The 24,214-nt window shown below is 44.0% G+C and carries 19 protein-coding genes; 2 read left to right on the forward strand and 17 right to left on the reverse strand.

Going from position 1 to position 24,214, the window contains the following annotated elements; all coding sequences use genetic code 11:
• Nucleotides 1–14: 14 nt before the first annotated feature.
• From D6856_RS04210 to D6856_RS04280, 15 genes are all read right to left on the reverse strand, one after another.
• Nucleotides 15–2,402, reverse strand: coding sequence for a GH36-type glycosyl hydrolase domain-containing protein (locus tag D6856_RS04210; protein ID WP_120685855.1), 2,388 nt, complete (start codon nt 2,400–2,402; stop codon nt 15–17).
• Between the two features lie 107 nt (nt 2,403–2,509).
• Nucleotides 2,510–3,028 carry a DUF4364 family protein gene (locus D6856_RS04215; protein ID WP_092246785.1) on the reverse strand — a complete coding sequence of 173 codons (519 nt, stop codon included), beginning with the start codon at nt 3,026–3,028 and terminating at the stop codon, nt 2,510–2,512.
• Between the two features lie 15 nt (nt 3,029–3,043).
• The gene (locus D6856_RS04220; protein WP_120655895.1) at nt 3,044–4,192 is read right to left on the reverse strand and encodes an NAD(P)-dependent malic enzyme; all 1,149 of its coding nucleotides are present in this window, start codon (nt 4,190–4,192) and stop codon (nt 3,044–3,046) included.
• Nucleotides 4,193–4,205: 13 nt separating this feature from the next.
• A complete protein-coding gene (locus tag D6856_RS04225) occupies nt 4,206–6,008 on the reverse strand; it encodes a DUF5722 domain-containing protein (protein WP_092246791.1) in 1,803 nt (600 codons plus the stop codon).
• On the reverse strand, nt 6,005–7,342 hold the full coding sequence (locus D6856_RS04230) for a replication-associated recombination protein A (protein WP_120685856.1): 1,338 nt from the start codon (nt 7,340–7,342) through the stop codon (nt 6,005–6,007). The genes D6856_RS04225 and D6856_RS04230 overlap by 4 nt, the downstream gene beginning before the upstream one ends.
• Nucleotides 7,343–7,454: 112 nt before the next feature.
• A complete protein-coding gene (locus tag D6856_RS04235; RefSeq protein ID WP_120685857.1) occupies nt 7,455–8,321 on the reverse strand; it encodes a ComEC/Rec2 family competence protein in 867 nt (288 codons plus the stop codon).
• Between the two features lie 64 nt (nt 8,322–8,385).
• A complete protein-coding gene (locus D6856_RS04240; protein WP_120685858.1) occupies nt 8,386–9,309 on the reverse strand; it encodes a TIGR01212 family radical SAM protein in 924 nt (307 codons plus the stop codon).
• 55 nt (nt 9,310–9,364) lie between these two features.
• Nucleotides 9,365–10,804 (reverse strand): MATE family efflux transporter, encoded by a 1,440-nt coding sequence (locus D6856_RS04245; protein ID WP_120685859.1) that lies wholly within the window; start codon nt 10,802–10,804, stop codon nt 9,365–9,367.
• Between the two features lie 95 nt (nt 10,805–10,899).
• On the reverse strand, nt 10,900–11,595 hold the full coding sequence (locus D6856_RS04250; RefSeq protein WP_120685860.1) for a sugar transferase: 696 nt from the start codon (nt 11,593–11,595) through the stop codon (nt 10,900–10,902).
• A 162-nt stretch (nt 11,596–11,757) separates the two neighbouring features.
• Entirely contained in the window at nt 11,758–12,075 is a 318-nt protein-coding gene (locus D6856_RS04255) for a hypothetical protein (RefSeq protein WP_147367801.1), read from the reverse strand.
• 105 nt (nt 12,076–12,180) lie between these two features.
• Nucleotides 12,181–12,810 carry a PrsW family glutamic-type intramembrane protease gene (locus D6856_RS04260; RefSeq protein WP_120685862.1) on the reverse strand — a complete coding sequence of 210 codons (630 nt, stop codon included), beginning with the start codon at nt 12,808–12,810 and terminating at the stop codon, nt 12,181–12,183.
• Nucleotides 12,807–13,451 (reverse strand): hypothetical protein, encoded by a 645-nt coding sequence (locus D6856_RS04265; RefSeq protein WP_120685863.1) that lies wholly within the window; start codon nt 13,449–13,451, stop codon nt 12,807–12,809. Before D6856_RS04265 ends, D6856_RS04260 begins: the two co-directional genes overlap by 4 nt.
• Before the next feature lie 4 nt (nt 13,452–13,455).
• The gene (locus D6856_RS04270; protein WP_120685864.1) at nt 13,456–13,770 is read right to left on the reverse strand and encodes a hypothetical protein; all 315 of its coding nucleotides are present in this window, start codon (nt 13,768–13,770) and stop codon (nt 13,456–13,458) included.
• On the reverse strand, nt 13,760–14,329 hold the full coding sequence (locus tag D6856_RS04275; RefSeq protein ID WP_120685865.1) for an RNA polymerase sigma factor: 570 nt from the start codon (nt 14,327–14,329) through the stop codon (nt 13,760–13,762). The genes D6856_RS04270 and D6856_RS04275 overlap by 11 nt, the downstream gene beginning before the upstream one ends.
• Before the next feature lie 644 nt (nt 14,330–14,973).
• Nucleotides 14,974–15,516 (reverse strand): DUF4870 domain-containing protein, encoded by a 543-nt coding sequence (locus D6856_RS04280; RefSeq protein ID WP_158588822.1) that lies wholly within the window; start codon nt 15,514–15,516, stop codon nt 14,974–14,976.
• Between the two features lie 96 nt (nt 15,517–15,612).
• Here D6856_RS04280 and D6856_RS04285 point away from each other — a divergent pair, with 96 nt between their 5' ends.
• Both D6856_RS04285 and D6856_RS04290 read left to right on the forward strand, forming a co-directional pair.
• Nucleotides 15,613–18,342 carry a translation factor GTPase family protein gene (locus tag D6856_RS04285; protein ID WP_120685867.1) on the forward strand — a complete coding sequence of 910 codons (2,730 nt, stop codon included), beginning with the start codon at nt 15,613–15,615 and terminating at the stop codon, nt 18,340–18,342.
• 182 nt (nt 18,343–18,524) lie between these two features.
• Entirely contained in the window at nt 18,525–20,375 is a 1,851-nt protein-coding gene (locus D6856_RS04290; protein WP_120685868.1) for a methyl-accepting chemotaxis protein, read from the forward strand.
• A gap of 80 nt (nt 20,376–20,455) precedes the next feature.
• Here the strand turns inward: D6856_RS04290 and D6856_RS04295 are convergent, their stop codons facing one another.
• Both D6856_RS04295 and D6856_RS04300 read right to left on the reverse strand, forming a co-directional pair.
• Entirely contained in the window at nt 20,456–21,955 is a 1,500-nt protein-coding gene (locus D6856_RS04295) for a CapA family protein (protein WP_207667263.1), read from the reverse strand.
• Nucleotides 21,952–24,201 (reverse strand): DUF3160 domain-containing protein, encoded by a 2,250-nt coding sequence (locus D6856_RS04300; RefSeq protein ID WP_120685870.1) that lies wholly within the window; start codon nt 24,199–24,201, stop codon nt 21,952–21,954. Before D6856_RS04300 ends, D6856_RS04295 begins: the two co-directional genes overlap by 4 nt.
• Nucleotides 24,202–24,214: the final 13 nt, after the last annotated feature.

The following is a 24,214-nucleotide window of genomic DNA, read 5'->3' on the forward strand; positions in this document are numbered from 1 at the left end:
CATCCTCCTCATAATTAACCCATTACAACTTTGACGCTGTGGTCGGTGCCTGCCTCGCAAGCAGGTATCTTAGCCACTTCTTCGCCGTCAAATATGATCTTTTTAACTCCCTTTTGAACATGGTCGGGATTTGTTATCTCTATCGAATATTTTGCTCCGCGCCAGATCCTTTCAACCTTAAAGCCTGCCCAGATATCGGGTATGCAAGGATCTAACACAAGCTCGTCATACGAAGGTCTGATTCCCAGAATATATCTTGTTGCCGAGAAATATGACCATCCTCCGGAGCCCGTCATAAACGGATGTCTCGCTCTTCCGAACTGTTTATGTGAAGGTCCCATGATGAACTGGCAATATGAATAAGGCTCGGCCTCTCTTGTCTCTATCTTGTCGTTCTGATAATAAGGACAGAGCGCATCATAGAATTTCATTGCGGTGTTTCCGTTTCCGAGAACACACTCGGCTGCCCAAGCCCAAGGATTGGGATGAGAAAATACCGATGAGTTTTCTTTAAGTCCCGGGAACACCTTGGTGATAAATCCGATTGAAGGATCTATCTTGGTATACGGAGGTGTGTTGAGCAGGATTCCCCACTCGGTAAAAAGATATTTATCAACAGCTTCCATTGCCTTTAAAGCCTTGGCTCCCGTTGCCGCTCCGGAAAGGACCGCCCAGGCGTTGGACTCAAGATGAACTCTTCCTTCTTCGTCCTTGGAAGTTCCGATCTTCTTACCGTTCTTGGTTATACCTCTTATAAACCACTCTTCATCCCAGAGGACTTCGTTACTTAATACCTTAAGCTTATCGGCTACTTTGCCGTAATGCTCTGCATCTTCGCTTTTTCCGAGTTTATTCGCAAGCTCTATGAAATGAGTAAGTGCCCAGTGATGAAGGAAGCTTACCATTGCACTCTCTCCGCCGCCAAGGTTAAGGCAATCGTTCCAGTCTGCTCTGAGACCTTTACACACGCCGTTTTGACCGACTTCTCTTTCGGAAAAATCAAGGATCTTTTTCATGTGTTCATAGACTGTTCCCTCGGGGCCGTCCGCGTACGGAAGTACCATGTCGGCAAATCCGAGATCTCCCGTCTCTTTTATGTACTCTGTAATTGCGGGAACAAGCCAGAGGGCGTCATCCGCGCAGGCGTCTTCCTTGGAGTGAACTCTGTCGCTTGCAGATACCGGAATAACCGTCGGTGACTTAAATCCATCGGACTCGGGTTCTTCTTCAAACCATGCGGGATCGAAAAGATGCAGTCCGTAGCCTTCTGAAACAAGACCGTTTAAGAGCTGCATTATTCTCTCTTTACATTTCTCGGGATTGGAATGCGGTATCGTCATAGCATCCTGAGCGGTGTCTCTGTATCCAAGTCCCGTTCTTCCGCCAAGCTCTATGAAGGAAGCAAATCTTGAGAACATAACGTTGATCTCGGACTGATACAAAGTCCATGTATTTATCATTGTGTTCATGCCTTCGCTGGGAGTATCGATAACAAGCTTGGATATTTTCTTATCCCAATACTTTGCAAGCTCTTCATAGGCTCTGTCTACATTGGCAAGATCGCTGTATTTTTCTTTTACTCTTTTTCCTTCGCTCCTGTCGCCTTCTCCGAGCATGAAGATAAATCTAACTTCTTCTCCGGGATTAAGGCTAAAGTTCTTTTGAAGACTTCCGCAGTGATTTCCGCCCTTTTGCTCGGAAGATGAACACTTTCCGGTCTCGACTGCCACGGGATTATCTTCTGTGTGATACATTCCGAGGAAAACATCTCTTTCGCAGTCATATCCGTCGGGATCGAAGTTTGAAGCAAAGTACTGGAATCCGTCAGGCTCATAATGAAGATCTTCTTCTATTATTCCGTCTTCATATGAAGCGCCCGCACAGTACAAGCTCATCTGGAAATTCTGATTATCAATTGCTATTGAATGGAATGAGAATTCAAGATATGAAAATATAGAAAGGTTTCTGACCTTATTCTCAGTGTTTTTTACCCTGACGTCCCATAAAAGAACGTTCTCGGATAACGGAACGCTCATCTTCTGAGAACACTTAAGCCCGTCATATTCACATTCGTAAACGGTATATGATAAGCCATGTCTGCAGGTATATTTAGCTTTATCAAGCGCCTTTGCTACAGGCTGCCATGAAATTGTGAAATAGTCGGAAGAATCGGCATCCCTGAGATATACATAATATCCCGGTCTGTCCATCGGAATGCTGTTTCCGTGAAATCTACTGATTCTGTGATACTCGGGGCTATCGTAGAATGAATAGCCGCCGGCCGTATGATTTATGACTGTGGCAAATTTCTCGACGCCGAGATAATTTGTCCAGGATGTCGGCAGGTCAATCCTGTCGATCACATATTCTTTATTATCGTTGTCAAAATAGCCATACTTCATGCCATGGACCTCCCATATAATCTCTTATATGAATTATTCTAGTCTCATGGCATTTAATTATGAATGTATGTACTTGTTATTTTATGCTTATTTTTGGTAAGACTTATTCACAGCATAAGTTGTGAAACAAGGAACTGATAAATTTCCTGATTCTTTTCCTGCCAGTTGTTACAGATACTCTGAGCAATCTCTTCCGTAGGAACCGGGAAGTTAAGCTCAACTATGTCCTGTCCGTTCTCTCTTGCAACAAGGTGAGCGGTGTATTCGTTGTCGCCTGTTTTCCTGTAATCCGCAAGTATGGAAGCTTCGTTTCTAAGCTTCATACTGTTGGCACGAAGATACTCATCTATCTGCTGCCTGATTGAAGGATTGATCCTGTTTCCGAAAAACTTAAGCGTCTCATCTCCTTCCGATGTGATCTCAAGGAAGGTTCTGTTTGCTACCGTCTTTTCTATAATGAGCTTTGACACCGCAAGCTCGGAAAAGACCTCTTGCAGTGTCAGAAATGTAGTGTATTCGTTCTCTAAGATAAAATCGTATATCTGTGCCTTGCTAAGCGGTACATCGCAGCGCTTTAGCATGTACAGAACGATCATCTTATATAAAGTAAGATACTGTGAACTCACAGTGATGCCTCCAAATTAAATATGTGCCTTAACTGCTGCTGAAATAACATCCGCAACTCTGGGATCGAACGCTGCGGGGAGAATGTTCACATCAGAGAGTTCATCTTCCGCAACAAGACCGGCAAGGGCTTCTGCTGCCGCAAGCTTCATCTCTTCGGTAATCTGCTTTGCTCCGCCTTCGAGCGCTCCGCGGAAGATTCCGGGGAATACAAGAACGTTGTTTACTTGGTTGGGGAAATCACTTCTTCCTGTTCCGATAACTCTGATTCCTGCTTCCTTGGCAAGGTCCGGCATGATCTCGGGAACGGGATTGGCCATGGCAAACATGATAGCATCCTTGTTCATTCCCTGAGCCATCTCTTTGGTCACGATACCGGGTGCGGAAACGCCGACAAATACGTCAGCTCCCTTAAGTGCATCCGCAAGGCTTCCCGTCTGCTGATCGGGATTCGTAACATCCATCATCTTCTCCTGCATCCAGTTAAGATCTGCAGATTTCTTATGAAGGATACCTGACTTATCACACATTGTAACGTTCTTAAAGCCGTAGCGAAGAAGGAGCTTTGTGATCGCGATTCCTGCACTTCCCGCTCCGTTTACAACAACCTTACAGTCTTCCTTTTTCTTACCTACTACCTTAAGTCCGTTGATAATACCCGCAAGAACAACGATGGCTGTTCCGTGCTGATCGTCGTGGAATACGGGAATGTCGAGTTTTTCTTTAAGTCTTTCTTCTATTTCAAAGCATCTCGGTGCAGAAATATCCTCAAGATTGATTCCGCCAAAGCCGGGCGCAAGGTAAGTAACGGCCTTGATGATCTCCTCTGTATCCTGTGTGTCGAGGCAGATCGGAACAGCGTTAACTCCGCCGAATTCCTTAAAGAGAACTGCCTTTCCTTCCATAACGGGCATTGCTGCGTAAGGTCCGATGTTTCCAAGTCCCAAAACCGCACTTCCGTCTGATACTACAGCGATGGTATTGGATTTTATCGTATATTTGTAAGCAAGACTCTTATCCTCTGCGATAAGCTTACAAGGCTCTGCAACACCGGGTGTGTATGCTATTGCAAGATCCTCTTTTGAATTAACTTTTGCTTTGGATAATATCTCAAGCTTTCCATTCCATTCTTCATGCATCTTAAGTGCTTTTTCTGCGTTGTTCATAATGTCTTCTCCTCTAGAACGTTTTTCCTACTATATCATAAGCGAATGCCACTACCTCGTTTCGCTTATCGGTATCTATGTATTTGAATACATTGTAGATCATCTTGTGTCCGCCGCCGGTATTCTCAAGACCGAGGGCAAGGCCGAGTGCTGCGATCTCATCTCCGGCATCCACCTGTCTTGAAAGCATGAGCGCATCAATATGACCGTTTTGCACCATCTTGGTATATGCATAAGCAAAGGCCGCTGCCTGAACAGCTTCTCCGGATGTCGAAGAATAACCGACCTCACTAAGGATGATTGATCTGACTCTACCCTGTGTGTCAAGCATATGCTCTTTTTGCATATATCCGGTAAGAACCTCTATGTTCTCCATAGTAATACATGGAGTTGATTCCGAATGATTGACATACTTGGACGGATTCCAAAATGCGGTGTTTCCGTTGGGGAAAGAGTACGGATGAGCCGCAAGTCCCCAATCGATATTTCCGTATTCCGAAATGGATGATGAAAAGATATCAAGAACATCCTTGGCATCGTAGTCACCCGTTTTTTCGGTGTTGTATGTCCATCTCTGATCTATCGGGATGTAAACCTTAGCTCCGGCGTTATGACTCTTTATTGCATTGTAAAAGACTCTGTACGCCCTTGTATAAGCAGCTGTGTAAGTACCTACATCCACATGCTGCATGTAGTTATATTCTTTTCTTGCGTTGACCTCGTTTCCGATGATCCACATGCTGACATTGCCATGTCCCGAGCCCGAGTATCTGCTCGCCAAAAAGCTTCCGATCGCCGCACAAGCCTTAACGCCTCTCTCATCGGATGCGTTAAACATAAAATACGGAGCTGTAGATCCGCCTCTTGCGCTTGGATGTGTTATCTCGGGGAACGCCGATGTGCTGGCATCATTAAGGATGATGGCCGCTATATCGATTCCCATGCTGTTGAGCTTCTTGAACAGGTCGTCGTAATTGTTCATGACCTGTGCATTAAAATGATAAGTAACACCGCCATAGGAATACTCAATTCCGCCCGATGTGGTAAGAATATGAGAAAGCGGTATATTGTACGAACAATAATTGACTCCGAGATCCGCAAGCTCCGAAAGTCTCAGCGGATACGGAAGCAGTCCCTTTATGGAATTGTGCGACATTCCGCCATAGTTACCGCTCGCACATGCTCCGGGATTGTTTATATATTTGGGATGGCTGATGCTGACGAACTGTCCGTCAACCTTAACTCCGACTCTGAATTTGGAATAGAGTCTTGAATCGGGCGCACCCTTTTTAAGGTCTATGGAAAAAGATGTATCGTCACCCTTATATATCTTGGAAATAGGCTCAAGCTCTGATGAAAACTCATCATCATAAGTTGCCTGTTCAAAAAGATAATAGTATTTATCATCACTCTTGGGAATTCCCTCAGATGTAACGGCAACTTCGACCTTACCGCCTTCACCGATACTGCAGCTTGCGATCTTGGCAAACTCCGCGGTATTTTCGGGAGTCATCTCAACCGTGGCAGGTCTGTCGGAAAGTGCCTTGGAAACAGACTTACCCGCTTCCACAATATCTTTTACTATAGATGAATGAACATACTCGACCTGTCTGGTCTCGTGCTCTTCCAAAGATGCCTCAAATATAGATTCCGCCACCTGTTCATCCTTGTTTTTCCTTAAGTTGATGACAAAAGCAGCGATCATAACTACAACAAAAGCAAACGCAGCCAGTGCAGCTAAACCTGTCAGGATTACCAATCTTCTATTCCGGCGGGCTCTTTTCCCTGTACGCATTCTGCGTTTTTTCTTTTTCATGAATCCGTCTTTTTTCCTTGTCCTTTTAATTTTTTCATATGTTCTTTTATCTTGTTCTCATATCCGTTCCCTGACGGGCTGTAGAACTCTTTGCCGTTAAGCTCGTAGGGAAGATATTGCTGCTCGACATAGTTGCCGGGATAATCATGGGCATATTTGTAACCTATTCCGTGCCCAAGCTTGGCTGCCGATTTGTAATGAGCATCCTGAAGGTGCGGAGGTATCGGAAGATTACCGGTATCCCTGACCATCGCCATCGCATTGTCTATTGCCATGATGGATGCGTTACTCTTAGGTGCCGTAGCGATATAGCTGGCCGCCTGTGCAAGAGTGATGCGGGCTTCGGGCATACCGAGCCTCTCAACTGCAAGCGAAGCCGCAACTGCCACCTGAAGTGCCTGCGGATCGGCATTGCCGACGTCCTCGGAAGCACAGACCATCATACGTCTTACGATAAACTTGGGATCTTCTCCCGCGTTAAGCATACGTGCAAGATAGTAAACAGCCGCATCCGGGTCGGACCCTCTCATACTCTTGATGAAGGCCGATATCGTGTCGTAGTGATTGTCGCCGTCTTTATCATATCTGGCGACCTTCTTCTGAATACATTCTTCCGCAACTTCTTTGGTTATATGTATAAGACCGTCCTCGCTTCGCTCGGTGGTCATAATACCAAGTTCTATGGCGTTAAGCGCATGTCTTGCATCTCCGTCAGCCAGATCCGCCAAGAAATCCTCAGCGTCCGGCTCAAGTACAGCCTTGTAGCTGCCCATTCCGCGCTCTGTATCGGTAACTGCCCTGTTAAGCAGTGTCTTGATGTCGTCTGCTGTAAGCGGTTTAAGCTCAAAGATAACAGATCTTGATATAAGAGCCCCGTTCACCTCAAAGTAGGGGTTCTCGGTTGTGGCGCCTATCAGTATCACTGTGCCGTCCTCAACAAACGGAAGAAGGTAGTCCTGCTGCCCCTTGTTGAATCTGTGTATCTCGTCTATGAACAGTATGGTCTTCTTGCCATACATGCCAAGGTTATCCTTGGCCTTTTTTACCACCTCTTCCATGTCTTTCTTGCCGGCTATGGTGGCATTTATCTGGGTAAATTCCGCCTTGGTCGTATTGGCGATGACCTTGGCCAGAGTGGTCTTTCCCGTTCCGGGAGGACCGTAAAGAATTATGGAACTAAGTTTATCTGCAGAAATAGCTCGATAAAGAAGCTTGTCTTTGGCAATAATGTGCTGCTGTCCCACGACTTCGTCAAGGGTTCTGGGGCGCATTCTTGCGGCAAGCGGAGACTCTTTTTCCATGTTGTTTTCGCGCATATATTCAAACAAATCCATAACGCTATAATTCTACTATTTTTAAGATAAAAATGGAAGTAAAATCCTTCCAAAGAAAAAGCATGTCAGTTATGTAAATACATACTGACATGCTTTGTAAAAAACGCCTTATTTATCGCGAAACTTCTATGTTGTCCGCCGTTATCGTGAACGTGATTGGATCATCTCTTGTGTAATATATCTTGGCACCTGCCTGCTCAAGCGCATCAACTACTTCCGGAGCGGCCGGATCGCCTTTACTTGAAGTGATCACCGCATACTCGGGCTTAACATGATCGACAAGCTGCTTGATATTGGCTTTATATCTGCCGTGATGCGGTACCTTCAGGATATCGCACTCAAGCCCGTCTGTCTTAACAAGCTCATCTATTCGCTCTTCAAGCGCATCACCCGTAAATAGAATGGATTTATTGCCATTCGTGACCTTTACCGCAAGTGATGAGTTGTTGCTGACATCTTCAGCATAGGTTTTGGAAAGAGCAGGATAAATTGTAAATGTCATTCCATCCGCTTCAAACGTAGTCTCTTCCGTAACAACGGTCTCATTCAAGCCTTTTCTTTTTAATGCGGCATAATATTCCGTCATCTCATCTGTCGCCTTTGATCTGTATGTGGTATAAACCGCACCGATATCAAAGTTGTCGATGACTCTGTCAGCACCGCCGACATGGTCCTTGTCGTAATGTGAGATAAAAACGGCATCTATCTTCTCAACACCGTGAGACTTAAGCAGTTCCACTACTTTCTTGCCTTTTTTGTTTGTACCGGTATCCATTACAAAAGTATGATTCTCGGTCTCCAGCACAAATGCATCTTCCGCAGATGCCTTGAGCGCTGTAAAAGAAAGAACTCCCGGATCTATCTTGAAATTCTCATCAACTTCATATTTGTAATTAACTTCCTTGCCGGGAGCTTCAAACGCACATGCACCAAGGCTCATCAAAAGAACTAAAGTCGCCGCTAAAACTGTCTTTTTCATCCTCTGTCCTCACTTTCCGTTAATGGGGCCGGAGTATTTCTCTATGTCTGTCCGACTCGTGTTTTCACAACAGCAAACCGTCACACTTCTTTGTAAGCATATTTAGAACTCTTTTTTTGTCCGTAGACCACTTGGGCTCAACCAGTAAACTTCTGGGTCCGTCGCCCGTCATACGATGTACGACCGTCTCTTTTGGTAAAAGAGCTAAACAAGCCGATACAAAATCAGTATACTCCTCCATTGACATGAACGCATACTTATTTTTGTCATCAAATCGGGTTTTTTTGTAATCTTCGTACATCTCAGTCCCTTTTAAAAGCTGAAGATTCTGTATCTTAATGCCATCAAGAACAGGCTGCAGATCAGAAAGATATTTTATTGTCTCAAGCATATCTTCCTTGGTCTCTCCCGGGAGCCCTATTATGACATGAACAATGACCTCAATCCCTGCATCCTTAAGCCTTTTATAAGCATCCTCAAACACATCGAGAGTATAGCCTCTGTGAATTTCGAGTGCAGTCTTTTCGTGAATGGTCTGAAGTCCCAGTTCTATCCACACGGGCTTTATCTTTTTAAGCTCCTTAAGCATCTCTATTACTTCGTCTCCGACGCAGTCAGGCCTTGTTCCGATAGACAAGATCTTGATGTCATCGCGCATTGCTGCTTTTGTATACAGCTCTTTTAACCTGTTTATATCACCGTAGGTATTGGTATATGACTGGAAATAGGCGATAAAGCTCTTTGCGTCCGTCTTCCCGGCGATGCGCTTCTTGGCTTCTTCTATCTGTTCTTCAATCGGAGCCACTTGCGCCGCAAACTCTCCGCTTCCGCCCTCGGAGCAAAATGTACAGCCTCCCGTAAGCCTCTTTCCGTCGGGCATAACAATAGAACCGTCTCTGTTTGGGCACGTACAGCCCGACTGCAGAGACAGCCTGTATATCTTTTCTCCGTATAATTCTTTTAAGTATGTTGAAAGACGTCGCGCCATCTTTTCTCCTTACGGTTAATATATCGGGAACTACATCTCCACCGGAAGCACTTATCTACGGTTGCCCAACGATATTCCTTACCCATACTCCGCTCTTTACAAGCATAAACCCAACCACGCATTTTCCTATTTCAACAAGTGAAACGATAAGAAATACGGTGACTACAGGGATTGTCGTATATTTGCTTAAAAGAAAAGCCGCAGGTACGGTTATTGTCCAGGCATAACAGCTGTCAAACAAAAAGGTGATCGCTGTCTTTCCTCCGGATCTCATCGTAAAATACGATACGTTTGCATAGGCATGAATAGGCATGCAAAGCGCAACTACCCATATGCATCTTGTCGCAAGATACATTATCTCAGGTTCTACATTGTAAACCTGCGGTATAAAAGGCGCAGCGATTGCAAGTAAAGAGCCCATAACAAGCGTACTTAAAAAACTTAAGAACGCCATCCTGAAAGCAGTTCTTCTCGCAGATACAAGTCTTCCCGCGCCAAGCTCCTGTCCAACCATAATTCCCGCTGAATTTCCTATTGATAAAAAGACCTCGTTAAAGATCTGAGCAATTGTTCCGCTGATGTTCATCGCTGCAATTATCGAGATACCGCGAAGTGAATATGCTCCAAGGAGCGCTGCCTGTGCAAGACTCCACAAAAATTCGTTACCCAAAAGAGGAAGTGACCTCGACATTATCGGCCATATAAGTTCCTTTGGAATTCGAAAACTCTTGTACAAGCCGCTAAAGAATCCATATCTTCCGTTTGGCTTGTGAGCTCCCGTTACAACTATCATAAGCTCGACAAATCTTGAAATAACCGTCGCAACGGCTGCTCCGAGAACACCCAGTTTCGGGAATCCCAAAAGTCCGAAAATAAGCAGCAGGTTAAATACAAAGTTGACGCCCATCGCAACCATGCTCGCCACCATGGGAAGCGTAGTCTTTCCCGACTCTCTCATGGCGCTGGCATAAACCTGCGTAAAGCTAAACGGTATGAGTCCGATCAGCATGATATCAAGATACGATACGCCAAAGCCCAGCGTCTGAGTTCTAACCGCGGCTTCCGTACCTTCTGCTATATACAAAGATATCAGATAGCTTGATGTATTGAATAAAAAAATAACTGCCACGGTACATATCGCAGCAGCTGTAAGAAGCTTAAATCTGATGGAGTATCTTACTCCATCCATATCTCCTTTGCCGAAAAACTGCGTACTGAATATTCCCGCTCCCGAAAGCGATCCCCATATGCACAGATAAAAGATAAAGAGTATCTGGTTTACGATCGCGACAGCTGACATGGGTATTGTGCCAACCTGTCCCACCATAACGTTGTCGAGCAGTCCCACGATATTAGAAAGCGTATTCTGAACTATCATAGGAATGGCGACCATTGCAACCTTGCCGTAAAACCCCCGTTCACCAATAAGACACTCTTTAAGTGATAATCTGTATTTAATAGCTTCTTCTCTGTTTGCCGTCTCAAATGTTTTCATAAGCCTAAATCTCCGTACAAAAATCCCGGCAATTAAATTGCCGGGTTATGGGTAATTTCTACTATTATATTATCCAAATGTTATTAAATGCAAGATTAATATGCGCCTTCAGACTCGAAAACTACGGGAATCGTCTTAAGAATAAGTTTGATATCGGTTACAATGCCCATATCCTTGATGTATTTAAGATCAAGCTCAACCCACTCATCCCACTTGATATTGGCTCTTCCGCCAACCTGCCAATAGCAGGTAAGTCCGGGCTTTACAACAAGTCTTTGCTTCTCGTAAGCATTGCATGCTTCCATCTGATCCACAAGAATGGGTCTTGGACCGACGATACTCATATCGCCCTTGATGATGTTGATAAGCTGCGGAAGCTCGTCTATTGAATATTTGCGAATAAAACGTCCCACGTGAGTTACTCTCGGGTCGTCTTTTATCTTAAATGCATGTCCCGTCTGCTCGTTGCGTTCCTGCATGCGCTGGAACTGTGCCTCGGCATTTCTGTACATGCTGCGGAATTTATAAATCTTGAATGGCTTCATATTCTTGCCCGCGCGAAGCTGCGTGAAAAATATAGGTCCACCGTCTTCCATAAGTATTGCCAGTGCCGTAAGAACGAAAATCGGTGAAAGTAATATAAGCGCTACCCCCGATGCAACAATATCAAAGCAGCGTTTAAACCACTTGTAGATGTTTGCCTTGTGATCATAGATTTCCTGATAGATTAATTCAATAATCTTGTTCTCTGACTGATCAATGACTGCCTGCTCTCTTTTTGCAATCACCATATCACATATCTCCTCATCATACCGATATCACTGTTTGAATATTAAAACCACACATATTAATTGAAATATCGATAAAAAATAACTACTGATATATTCACTATACCAGAAATAAACAGCTTGCGCCACTCTACAAAAAATATATCGGCAGAAAAGGTGATATTCTTAAGACTCTTCCCCATTTTCTTTATCACGGTTGTGCTTTCGAACGCATATTACCGTGACTATTGTTCCCACTACAAAGGCCACGATCGCGGTAAGCACGTATCCTCCCGCTTCTTCATAAAGGAGACTCGAACCGCTGTATAAATTTGTAGTTGTTCCGAATTGTCCGACTCCCAGATGCTGAATTATGATAAAAAGACATGCAAATAACGCAGTGCTGACCATGCCCATGGCATTGATCATTCTGCTCTGTCTCTTTTTCCTAAGTCCTTTCATGCGTCTGTGAAGTTCTGATAGTCTCTCTTCACCTGTCATCAAAATTAAAAAACCTCCTTTTAAAGCGTGCAATTATCCCTTTCACTTATATAGTGTCAAAAAATTGCAAAACTCCTAAGGAGATTTTGAAAAAAATTTATTTTTTTATTATTTTAGTCCGATTTTCTTCTGAGAAAGCACAAAAACAATGATTATAAGTGCCATCGGAACAGCGCTTGCAATCCCAAGGCTGATACCTCCCGCACTGACCATGATATTGAATATCGCATGGAAAGTTATCGTAAAACACAGAACGGCAAAGGTTCCCGTTATTCTTATCCAAGCTCTGTCCCAAAGAGAGAAAAGACCTATCGCTGTTGCCGTACCGCACAAAACATGCATCGCTCCCGTGCCAAAGCCTCTGATCATAAGGCTAAAGAGATCCGAAGTTCCGTAAGAAGTAAGGAAACAGACATTTTCAAATGTTGCAAACCCAACGGATACCAGGAGTATTCCGTTTATAGAATCCTCTTTTCCCGCTTCAAATATGATTATATAAAAAAGAATCGGCAAGAACTTGATACATTCTTCAACAGCCGGTGCCACGGCGTGAGAAGCGGTCGCAAGGTCTATCTCAAAAATCGCAGCAAAAAAACTGCTGACATATGCCGACAAAAGACAACAGATCATGCCCGCAAGAAGAAATGTAAGCGCTCTGCGCCAGCTTCTCTTAAGACAAAGAATAGCCAGAAAAAGCGGCGCCGCCAGACAGATGAAAGTGTTCTCCATGTATGTCATTTTGCCACCTCCCTCTTTTTAACGATCAAAAATACGAGGAAAATGACCGCCAGAAACATGTTAAACCAATAGTACGGATTGTACCATGTACTGTCATATCTGAAAAAAGATGATGTCCAGGAACCGTATTCTCCCAGGCAGTTCAAAAGAACTACAATACTGATGTTCCGGATATATCTGTCGTTAAAGAAAAGGAGATTCCGGATAGAATTAAACATAAGAATCCCTGTAAGTATCGCATAAACAGTATTACTTACGTATTTTCCATATTGCATGTACAAAAGAGCCATCCCGATAACAAAAGGAATGGTAAGAAGCGGAATAAATCGCTTTATTCCGGTGTTTGGAACTTTGGAAGCAAAATCTTTTCCCAGATGCTTCTCGCATTCCATAAAAAGGAAAAGACTAAGAAAGATATACGAAGCACACCAGCTAAGATCAGAAACAACAGCAATGTTCGGAGTTGCCCCGTAATAGAATGCAACTGCCTGCCAATAAAGATTGCCAAGCAGATAGCTCACATAAAAAAGATGCAACAGAACCCAGGATTTTTCCCTGGTCTTAAATATGAAGTAGATCGAGATTGCCATACAAATAAGCAATGAAACTATCTGAATGGCGGTATCAATAACATCAACCATCAGCTCACTCTTCTTTCATTCTTTTATTGATAAGTACGCAAAAAAGTGTAAACGATATTCCCAGACACAGAGAGATAAGTGCAACCATGATGTATCCAAGTGCTCCGTTCTCGGCAAAGATGCTTCCGGCCATGCTCCCCGGTACACCCGCCGCGGTGGTTTTGGGAAGACGTGCGATCATAACAGCCGACGTGATCGCAAGAAACAAGCTTGCCACAAAGGCTACAGCGGTCTGTATCGCGATTACTTTTTGCGCTTTCTTTTTTTCAAGCACAGCCATTTTGCGGTGCAGTTCCTTTACTCTTTCCTCAGATCTCATATCGTGTTATTCCTTCTCTTTCAAGCTCTTTCCTAAGTGTCTTTTTACCGTTCGCAAGAAGATTGTCTATCTTCTTCTTGCTGCACGCCATTATCTGCGCAGCCTGATCGTAGCTTAAGTCCATGGCATATTTAAGCCAAAGTGCCTCTCGATACTGAGTAGGTATAAGATTCAGGCACTTATGAAGTGAACTGATATTTTCATCGATAACAGTCTTTCTCTCCGGAGTAACCTCTTCCGAGATGATATCGTCGGGAAGACTGAACTCGTTTTGCTTATGCTTTTTTCTCCAGAGGCGACAAGCCATATGTCTGGCGGTCTTAAAAAGATATGCCTTAAAGCAGCCCTCTCCGATCTTAGGCTTCTTAACAAGAATCGCCGCAAACGAATCAAGCATCAGATCCTCGGCATCGTGATAATCACCGATAAAAGAAAAAAGGTAAGATGTAAGCAGATCTCCGTAGCGAAGCATAAGCTCATCGCCCGCCTTCGCATCACCTTTTAAATAACCGTTATATAATTCGTCGTCACTTGGAAGTTTCTTATTATCAGGATTCATACCACAAATCTCTCAAGACATGCATAATAATATAACTATTTACATTTATGATATCATCAGGATTTCGGTATGAAAAGAATTTTATATTATACGAAAAAAACTCGGATTTTCTAATTATTCACCAACTTGCAGGATAAAAAGATATTACTCGCAAAAGTCTCCCGGAGCTCCACTAATTCTCCCGGAGCATTCGCAGCAATAAAGAGCGATGGGTATCCGAACCCTCGCAAAATTCCGAAGGTAATATATGCACTAAAAATCTAAACCAAAAGCCAAATCTAATCTAAAACAATGAAAGGACTCCGTGCAAGTTGGTGTTTGGAAAAAATTGCTCTGAAACGAGCAATACAGGACGATTGTCCTGCGTGACGTGATGATGTGTAAAAACAGGTTGTCTTGTTCACGTTTCCGATGGGCATAGATTATCACCATGAAAATATGATGTAAATAGCCTTTGCTCAAACTTAAGGAAATCTACCGTAAATCTTAAGAAAGTCATAAGAAGTTTACTTAATTCCGCATCTTGATTATCTGAATTCTCAGAAATGATATTCATAGGAGGTTCCTATAATATAAAAAACCCGGAGCCTCCGAATAAGGAAGTCCCGGGTCATAACAATCATATCGCTTAATATATTTAGATATCAGCCCTTAAATACTCCGATCTCACTGACAATAGGTGCCTCGATTGCCTTACCGTTAAGTGCGTTTACTACCGCAATAATCTTGACAACTACCAAAACGAGAAGACCTGCGCATGTAACGAACCATCCGAGGAAAGGAATTACAGCCGGGATCACCAAGACGATCGCAGCGATCTCAAGCTTAACTGCCTGCTTGGCATGGAATCTTGTAAAAGGTGAATTGTTGACAAGAAGTGCAGCGATTATTCCAAGCACTCCGAAAATATAAGCAAAAGCTGCAAAAAGCTTGTTATCTGCTATATCTCTGACATCAAACTCACTTGTATGATCCTTGGGATTATAATACTGCTGATAAGGATTATACTGAGTCTGCGCAGGCGGCATCTGTGTAGGAATAGGACCGTTATTTGGTGCGCTCTGTGCATTATCTACAGGCTGCGCTCCCTGAATACCCGGATTACCCTGTTCAAGGCTAACGCCGCAACTCTCGCAAAATTTGGCTTCATCAGCCATCTGTGTTCCACAATTAGGACATGTTTTCATGCTGTGTACCCCCAAAATCATTATTTGATATATTATATCATAATGGCATAATAATTATAGCTATTTCTTTTACCATTTATCGAAGGGATTTATATAATGAACAACCTGACAATGGGCATACTCGCCCACGTTGATGCCGGTAAGACAACACTCTCCGAAGCTATGCTGTACTTATCCGGCGCCATCAGAAAAGCCGGAAGAGTCGACCACAAGGACACTTTTCTTGACACATACGAACTTGAAAGAGCCCGCGGAATAACCATTTTCTCCAAGCAGGCTGTTTTTGAATACAAAGAGACCAGATTCGATCTTCTCGATACTCCGGGACATACCGATTTTTCACCCGAGATGGAGAGAACACTTCAGGTACTTGATCTTGCCGTCCTTATGATAAGCGCTTCGGACGGCGTCACAGGCCAGGTCAAGCTCCTTTACAAGCTTCTTGATCACTACAAGATACCAACGGTTATATTTGTAAATAAGATGGATCAGGCGTTCGCCGACAAGGCTCGGTGCCTTAACGACATCAGGAATTCTCTCTCTTCTTCATGTATTGACCTAAGTGAAGGGTATGATGCTCCCGAAATCCAAGAGGAGCTTGCCATGTGCGATGAAGCTCTTCTTTCTGATTTTTTAAACGGAAAAAAGATTGAAAAAGGGGATATCTATTCGCTTGTACGAAAAAGAAACTGCTTCCCCATTCTCTTTGGTTCCGCACTTAAGATGGAAGGGGTAAAAGAACTGCTTGATCTGGTATCAGACCTTGCTCCTACAATCTGCAGTAGCGAAATCCTCGATTCATCAGCCGATGTGAAAAGAAAAAGCACACCGACAGCCGGAACCTCTGCATTCGGCGCAAGAGTATTTAAGATAAGCCGTGACCCTTCGGGAAACAGGCTCACTCATCTTAAGATCACAGGCGGCACTTTAAATGTAAGAGACGTTATCGGCGATGAAAAAGTCGACCAGATAAGGATCTATGCGGGCGATAAATATGAAGCTGTACAAAGCGCGACTGCAGGCATGATCTGTTCTGTCACGGGACTAAAAAACACCTCTCCCGGCCAGGGTCTTGGATACCTTGAAGGAGATACTGTTTCGGAAGTCTTACAACCCATCCTTTCTTGCGCGCTGCTGCTTCCCGAGGACATCAATCCCGTGACTGTTTACAACGACCTCAAAAATCTTGAGGAAGAGGAACCCATGCTTCGCGTTTCCTATTCGGAAGAGACCAAGTCTATCGAAGTTCGCGTTATGGGCGAAGTTCAAAAAGAGATACTTAAACATATATTAAAGACCAGATTTAACATCGAGGCACAGTTTGGCCCCGCACATATCGTATATAAAGAAACAATAGCAGGTCCCGTTGAGGGTGTCGGACACTTTGAACCGCTACGCCACTACGCCGAAGTGCATCTTCTTATTGAACCTACGGAACCCGGAAGCGGAATCTCTTTTGACAGTAATTGCAGTACCGATGAGCTTGCTCTTAACTGGCAGAGACTCATCCTTACTCACCTTGCGGAAAAGAAACATCTCGGTGTCCTCACTGGTTCCGAGCTTACCGACGTAAAGATAACTCTCATCGCCGGACGCGCTCACGAAAAGCACACAGAAGGCGGTGATTTCAGACAGGCCACCTACAGAGCGGTAAGACAGGGACTTATGCAGGCTGATTCCGTTCTTCTTGAGCCCATTTTAGAATATAGGCTTGAAGTCCCTGTAGACTGCGTAGGAAGAGCGCTTAACGATATGCAAAGAATGAACGGTACCGTGTCTGCTCCCGATATGGAGGGCAATTTCTCTATCATCACTGGTACTGTCCCCGTAGCATGCCTTGGTAACTACGCACAAGAGCTCTCCGCTTACTCACACGGAGAAGGCCGTCTTTTCACTACACTTAGCGGCTACAGTCCTTGCCACAACACCGAGGAAGTTCTTGAAGAGTATGACTACTATCCCGATCTTGATACGGACAATCCTTCATCTTCTGTATTCTGTCAGCACGGCGCCGCAACGATAATCCCTTGGGATGAAGTCGGAAGCCACATGCACATAGATACGGGTTGGAGCAAGGATTCCAATGCAGGCACATCTACAGATCTTGTGGATAATATAGACATGGAGGCTCTTAAAAAACTTCAGGCAAAAAGAGCATCTATGGAAGACACACGCTCTTTTTCAGAAAAACAAAGAGATTACTTCGCTGCCGAAGATGAGCTTAAAGCCATCTTTGAAAGAACCTACGGCAAGGTAAAACCAAGAGTCGGAGATTCCAAGACCGAATTTGACGAAAGCTCTTTTACCGCCCCCGATGAGAGCGTTAGGGACTACGCCGTTGAACAGGAAAAAGAGAAAAAGCACAGCAACCTCAGCAAAAAAGAAGACGAAGATCCGAATAAAGAGTTTCTTTTGATAGACGGATACAACATAATATATGCCTCGGAGGACCTTAAAGCTCTGGCTCAGACCGACCTCAAGGCAGCTCGCGATTCTCTGATCGACATCCTGAACAATTTCCAGGGCTATCGCAGAGAAGAGCTGATACTCGTTTTCGACGCATACAGAGTTCGCGGCGGCACGGAGCATGTCGAGAAGCAGGGAAACCTAACCGTCATCTATACAAAAGAAGCTGAGACCGCGGATCAGTACATAGAAAAGGCCGCTCACATAATCAGCAAAAAATACCGCGTAAAAGTCGCAACCTCAGACGCCATCGAGCAGATCATCGTGTTCGGATCGGGCGCTGTCAGAATGTCCGCAAGAGAATTGTGGAAAGAGATTGAATTAACGAATGAGCAGATAAGAGAAAAGATAAATAAGTAATTATTCATAAAAAGCTAATTCGTGGTATTTGCAAAACCAAGTAATCATGTCTGTGAATCATAACACTTGAAATAAAATTTCTTAAAACACATAAATATTGCGTAAAACCTATTAACTTTTTATAAAAATAAGCCGATAATTAAGAAGTAACATACTATCGAGAAAAAGCGGGGGTATATCTCATGAAAGAGAAGAAAAGGAATTCCGGTTTTCGTGCCAGCATGTCTGCCATCTTACTTCTTATCACGTTTCCACTTATAATCGCACTTATTGCAAGCATTATTTTCAGCAATGTGCAGATGAAGAGTATTGAGAAGGCTGATGAAGAAATCTATTATGATATGCTCTATACCATCAATTCGGATCTTATTAATGCCGACAGAGATATGCATCAGGCCATGCTCTCTATCACCAGATATATTGCCAACTTTAAGTATGCCAATATGTCTACTCTTACGGGATACATGGACGATGTTAAGGTCAATATAGAAGAGACTTCGCAGAGAGTTGAAGAAGCAACCTCTCTCGCGCAGAAGAATGCGTACCTTTACAATACCATCACTGCCGAGAACGGTATGACATTTTCACAGTGTTATGACACTTTCTCAACTTATTTTGTCGCATGGCAGGAAGATTATAAGAATACATTGGGTAGCGGAGAAGAATACAACGCAGGTTCCGGTGAGATCAAAAGACTTTCCGATGACTTTGACACAGCTAGATCCGCTCTTAATGATATGGTTGATATTGCCGACAGATGGGCCAAGGAAGAAAAGAGCATCAACACAGCAAATATCGCCAAGAAGATTGTTGCAAGCTCAACTATCTTCGGTATTATAGCTGCTGTTCTTTTGGTATTTACATTTATAATGCTCGGAAATATCCTGAAAAGCCTTAAGCAGATATCCAAAGCAGTTGAAAGAGTTGCATCAGGTGACTTTGTTACCAAGATCCATCCAACCAGCATTGTAAAAGACTTCAATAAGATCGGACATGCTCTTGAAGGAATGCGCCATGAGCTCAGAAACGCTCTTGTTAAAGTTATAAACCATGCAGATACCGTCAACAGCAAGGCTGAACTTGCCAAAGATTCAATTGCAAGCTCTCAGAGAACAACGACAGACATCAGCTCTGCGGTTAATGACCTTGCATCCGGTGCAACGGCTATGGCTCAGGATGTTCAGAGTACATCCTCCATTACCATCAACATCGGTTCTTCTGTTGACAGTGTGCTTGAATCCGCCAATTCCAACCTTGAAAAAGGTCGCCTTGTATACGGTGAATCTTCCAAGGTTAAGGAGCAGCTTGAACAGATCAAGCTCCAGGATCAAAAGACAGATGAGATGGCTACAAAGGTTGCAGAGTCAGTTAACGAGACGGCCAACGTTGTTGAGCAGATCTCTACTGCTGCCGAGTCCATCATTTCAATAGCAAGCCAGACCAACCTCCTTGCTCTCAACGCTTCAATCGAGGCTGCAAGAGCAGGTGAAGCGGGAAGAGGTTTCTCTGTTGTTGCAGATAACATCAAGAATCTTGCGGGCGATACCAATAATCTCGCAGGCGAGATTACCAACATGCTCTCGACAATTACCGATTATTCCAACACAAACAAGGAACTCACAGAGAGCATCAAAGAAGCTACTACCAATGAGGCCGCAGCCCTTGAGGAAATGAGTGAATCCTTCGATCAGATGCTTCAACTCCTCAAAGAGACCGAGGAAGGCAACAAGCAGATCGCAGCTCTCGTTGAGCAGATGAACACAGATAAGGCCAACATCCTAAGTTCTGTTGAATCTCTTTCAAGCATCTCCGAAGAGAACGCTGCTTCCACTCAGGAAACAAGCGCTTCTCTCATGGAACTTGATACAAATATGGAATCTGTTGTTGAGCAGGCTCAGGATCTCCAGAAGATCGCCGAAGAGCTCACAACCAACGTCAAATACTTCAAAGTCCAGCTTCCGGGCAAGGACGCCGCAGAAGATATCGCCAAGGCAATCGACGAAGCTGCTGCGAAGGACAAAGCACAGGCTTAAGCCAATATATTACGCTATAAAGGCGTCGCAGGTTTTATCCCGCGGCGCCTTTTTTATCTGCATTTATTTCCGGTATTCGTCTACTTCCAATATGCGTTTATTTCTTTAGTCTCGTAATTTTGTATCTCCACTCCGTCAAAAGTATATCCTAAGGTAAAATACGCTTCGGCTCCCTTCTTGGTATCTTCGCTCTGCCCCTGCGCTGCCCTGAAATTTCCAAGAGAATAATAAACAAGCATATTTCCGCCGTCAGGTCTTTCCATCATCTTGGTCTCCTGCACGACATGCGGGTGTGAACCTATAACCACGTCCGCGCCGCCCTTTGCAAAAAGCTGCGCGTATCTCTCCTGCGAAGGCGTTATCTCTTTTACATATTCATCTCCCCAGTGCACAAATACGACCACAAAATCGGCTTCTTCTCTCGCAGATTTAAGATCTTCGATCAGCTTCTTTTCATCTTCTGCCGGCTCATCGCCTTGTTCTGTGGCTTCATGTTCCTTGGGAAGATAATGCACCACATTCGGATAATCGTTCGAAATATCGCCGGCATTCGTTCCGTAGGTATATGAAAGCAGCGCAATCTTTATCCCGTTACGACTGATGATCTCATACGGCCTGTATTCAGTATCGCTACTGCTCTGGATTCCCACACAGGTTATCTCATTATCCTTATAAAAAGACGTTGTGATATCAATACCCGTCACTCCCCTGTCGAGCACGTGATTGTTGGCACATTCAGCCACATCAAAGCCTGCTTTTTTAATAGCCTGCCCGACTTCTATGGGTGAACCGAAGCTCGGATATCCTCCGACCATCGACTCTTTATCGACAAGCACCGTCTCGGCGTTTAAAGCCGCAATATCGGCGCTTTGGATTTCTTTTATAAAAGGTTCGTACAAGAAATCAAAACTTCCGTTTTCGTTATCTCTGGCATGTTCATAGATAGGTTCATGAATAAGATTATCTCCGAACGCCACCACACTGACTTCGTTTTCGATATTCTTAAGCCCCCATCCTTCCCAGGTCCAAAGCGTACATTTTTTATCTTTGTCCTCAATAAGAAGTATTGAAGAATTCTTCTCCATGAGCTTCATCCGCACGGCATCAACACCGATCTCCGACGCGCCCCATTTATGTTCCACACTTCCGTCGGGACTTAGATCATACAAAAAGATATGCTGGGAATAGTCCTTTTCATCGCTCTTAACCCAGAAAGGCCTATGTTTACCGTACTTACCCTTTTTCCACAAAAGAGCGATCATCTCTTTATCGCCGTCTCTGTCTATATCCGTCACGAATACATCCTGAACCTTAAAACCGCGTTCGGATCTGAAAGCTATATCACCGTTTCTGTCTTTAACCTGCAGTTTCTTGTTCTTTAACGCGACAACTATGCCGGAATAAGCCTTATCTTTTTCATTGTCAAAAGAAATCTCTTTTTCCTTCCAGCTAACCCATGACGGGATATGATTTCGGCGGATTGAGATCACGGCAATACAAATAGCTACCACTATCCCTAAGGATAGCAGTAGCCATTTAAGTTTTTTAATTAAAGATAGCTTTTTTTCCGGTATTTTCATTCTCCATCTACTCTGTAGCTTGTAGTCCATTCAGGCTGAGTGGGTTTGTCCGAATTTTCAACCCAGTTCCAATTATCATCCATATGTCCGCCTCTAAGCCTGTCTCTCCACTCATCATCCGCAAGTCTCTCACCGGACTGTTCAAACTGATAAAATGAATAAACACTTCCGCTTCCAACGTGCAATTCTCCGTCAATCGGGAATACAACATACACATCATCGGCAAAACCGGTTCCCACTTCCAAAAAGCTTCCGTTTGGATCGGTCGCGATATCCGCGATAACAGGGCAAGGTGCCTGATTACTTTCCGAAACAGAACCTGTACCGTCATCAACCGCTTCTTTCCAGAAGTGCTCAAGATATCCGCCGTAGCTTCGGATAAACTCATATTCATCATCGGAAAGCTTCTCATTCTTAAGCTCTTTTTCCGAAATAGTCAAAAGAGTTCCTGCGATCTCGGAAAGCTTATCAAGATCCTCTTTTGCACCTTCATCAAGCATTCCGTACTTATCAAGTCCCTCCTTGGTTTTCTCGGAAAGGAACTTAAATCTGCTGTAAACAACAGGCTGAGTATCTACGAAACCTCTGTCATCAAGGACTTCCTGGTCTCCGTCTCCCATCTCTGCCATAACGGCCTTGGCATAGAGGATCGTATCGTGCTTGAGCTCTGCATAAGATCCTGCATAGGTCTCAAGATTTTTCTTGGTCCACTCCGAATTCTGCATATATGAAGGATAGCCTTCACCCTTCTCTTCAAGAAGAGGTCTGAGTGTATTGAGCCATCCGGAATACAAACTTGCATTCCAGATAGAAGCATCATCATTGTTAAACACCTGCTTTAAAGCTTCCACATTCTCGGTGTAGTTCTTGTAATCGGTATCGCCCTGACTTTCAAGAATCTCCATAGCCTTGTCTGAACCAAGCACAGCGGCAGTATCAAGCGTATCGGGAAGCATTCTTGTTTCTCCCGCACTGTTCTCTTCAACATTCCTGTAGATCAGTCTCTGCATGATGGCTGCATCGATCGTAAATCTCTGTCCCATGAATCTGTATGAAGGAATCACATTCTCTTCACCGTCTTCAACCGGAACCGAATTGATCGAAGGAGTATTGAGCTCTTTTACCGCGCTCATAACCTTGGCAAAGGCATCTTTATTTTCCGCAATGGCAGATACGTCTGCACTTCCGTAACTGCTTTCCACTATCTGAGAAAGCTCATTGTATCCGGGATCATCAGATCTTCCCGCAAAGAATGAAGTAATACTGTAGATGCCTTCCCATGTATCCTTGGCATCATTTATCGCAACGCTCTGAAGGATGGCACTGCGCACCATGTCCTCGTTATCAAAAGCATAAGCGACTCTTCCGTACCACATCATTGCTCTGAAATATTTCTCAAGCTCAGGATCACCGTCATAATATCCTCTCGGCTTGTACTGAGAATAATCCTCGTTAAGCTCGGTTATCGCACATGTTTCTATTCCGGAAGCATTATTGATCTTATCAAGCTCGCCATTTACAACACTGTCAAAAGAGCTGTCGCTTATAGGAGCTGCTACGCTGTCGTCAAGGAGCTTACTTCCTATATAGAAAAACTCAACGTTCCTAAGAGCCGCCGCTTCAAACTCCGTACCCTTAAGGTCACCGTACTGCTTTACAGAACTCTCCAGCATCTGCGCACTGAGCTTTTTAAGCTCCCCTGCAAGGTGATTTTTCTCAGTTTGCTTCATGAGATATGCAAAGTACAGATGATAGGTATGCATCAATGAATCAACCGTAATAAAATTGGGGATCTGACTGTAACGATTAGCCTCGTAAATTTCAAAAAACTCGTTGCTGCCATCCTTGACTACAAGGAAATTGTGATCCACAAGCGCCTTTCTGTTAGCAGTTACATCATTATAATCACTCTGACGCTCAGGATTGAATAAGTAATCCTGATTAGCGTTTAAAACTATATTTGAAAAATCTTCATTTACGCTGTAGCTTGGAATAGACGGTACAAGATTCTCGTCGTAATACTTAACTTCGGAATCTCCAAGTAAAGTAGGACCTTGAGCGATACTTACCAAAGCGCCTTCTCCCGAATCCGCGTTTTGATCGGATCCGTTTTCTGCGCCCGCGTTTTCTGTAGAACCGCTAACGGTTGCTGTGGTCCCATTGCTATCTTCGATGTTTTGGCCAAAAGAACATCCTGACGCCATTATCGTCAGAGCCAGAATGCTTACTAATATTTTTCTTTTCATGGTCTCTCCTTAA

This window comes from Butyrivibrio sp. XB500-5 (assembly GCF_003625505.1).
In the GTDB taxonomy this organism is placed as follows: Bacteria; Bacillota; Clostridia; order Lachnospirales; family Lachnospiraceae; genus Butyrivibrio.